Source organism: Quadrisphaera granulorum, assembly GCF_003149145.1.
Classification (GTDB): domain Bacteria; phylum Actinomycetota; class Actinomycetes; order Actinomycetales; family Quadrisphaeraceae; genus Quadrisphaera; species Quadrisphaera granulorum.
In genome coordinates this window covers 1-1,475 of the sequence record NZ_QGDQ01000073.1, presented here as the reverse complement: position 1 = coordinate 1,475, position 1,475 = coordinate 1, and the positions used below count along the sequence as shown (strand labels likewise).

General features: G+C 72.0%; 1 protein-coding gene. It reads left to right on the top strand.

Translation table 11 applies throughout. The features are described 5' to 3' along the window. The first annotated feature begins 229 nt into the window (after positions 1-229). Positions 230-1,453 (top strand): IS110 family RNA-guided transposase, encoded by a 1,224-nt coding sequence (locus tag BXY45_RS22730; RefSeq protein ID WP_109776809.1) that lies wholly within the window; start codon positions 230-232, stop codon positions 1,451-1,453. The last annotated feature ends 22 nt before the right edge of the window (positions 1,454-1,475 follow it).

Below are 1,475 nucleotides of genomic sequence, written 5' to 3'. Positions count from 1 at the left end.
CCCGTTACCTTCTTGATCACCCCAGCGATGGGGTGGCAGGCCACCGCCGCCGGTATGACTGAGTCCCCCTGTGCACCGATGATCTGGGGGGTGTTGTCACCGGCGGCGGGTGGGCACTGGTGATCGCTGATAGGGACCCGTGGACTGGATCGCTGTACGTAACGTGGCTGCGACGCGGGTGTCCGGGCTGGTCTGCCGCACGCAGATGAAGCGCGACCCGGAGGACGCGATGGCCCCATCCGAGCACCACTACGACGTCTACCTCGGCCTGGACGTCGGCAAGGCCGACCACCACGCCTGCGCCCTGGACCCGGCCGGCCGCAAGATCCACGACAAGGCCCTGACCAACGACGAAGCCGCCCTGCGCGCGGTCTTCACCAAGCTCACCGAGCGTGGGCGTGTCCTGGCGGTGGTCGACCAGCCCGCCGCCATCGGCGCCCTGGCCATCGCCGTGGCCCGCGACCTCGGCATCGAGGTGGCCTACCTGCCGGGGCTGACGATGCGGCGCCTGGCCGACCTGCAGCCCGGTCAGGCCAAGACCGACGCCCGCGACGCCTACGTCATCGCCGACGCCGCCCGCTCCCACCCCCACACCCTGCGCCGGGTCGGCACCGACGATGAGACCCTCGCCGACCTGGGGGTGCTGGCCGGCTACGACGACGACCTCGCCCAGCAGGCCACCCGCCTGACCAACCGCCTGCGTGACGCCCTCACCCACGTCCACCCCGCCCTGGAACGGCTCCTGGCCAGGCACTTCGACCGCGACGGGGTGATCGACCTGCTCGCCGCCGCGGGCACTCCCGCGGCCCTGGCCGCCCTCGGCACCGACGGCATCGCCGAGGTGCTGCGGCCACGCTCACCACGCCTGGCGCGCACCCTGCCCGCCCAGATCACCGCGGCGCTGGCCACCCAGAGCGTCACCATCACCGGGACCGGCGCGTTCGGTCGGGTCATCACCGGCGTCGCCGCCCAGCTGCGGGAGGTCCGCGACGAACGTGCAGCGCTGGCGGTCGAGCTCGAGGCGCGCCTGGAGTCCCACCCTCTTGCCGAGGTCCTGACCTCGATGCCCGGTGTCGGGGTCAGGACCGCCATCAAGATCCTCACCATCGTCGGGGACGGCAGCGCTTTCGCCAGCGCCGCGCACCTGGCCTCCTACGCCGGGCTGGCGCCCGTGACGCGCAGGTCAGGCTCCTCGATCAAGGGTGAGAGTCACTCCCAGCGCGGGCACCACGCGTTGAAGTCAGCGCTGTTCCTGTCCGCGTTCGCGGCGCTGTCAGACCCGGCCAGCCGGGCCTACTACGACCGCAAGCGCGCCGAAGGCCGCCGCCACAACGCCGCCCTGATCTGCCTGGCCCGCCGTCGCGTGGACGTTCTCTTCGCGATGCTGCGTGACCGTCAGCCCTACCGCCCACGGACGACGCCGACGAGCTCTGAGGTGGCCCTGGCCGCTTGACAACGACATAGGGACACCCCCC

Excerpts from the sequence above, each read along its gene's own strand:
- BXY45_RS22730 (WP_109776809.1), top strand. The coding sequence starts at position 230 with ATGGCCCCATCCGAGCACCACTACGACGTCTACCTCGGCCTGGACGTC.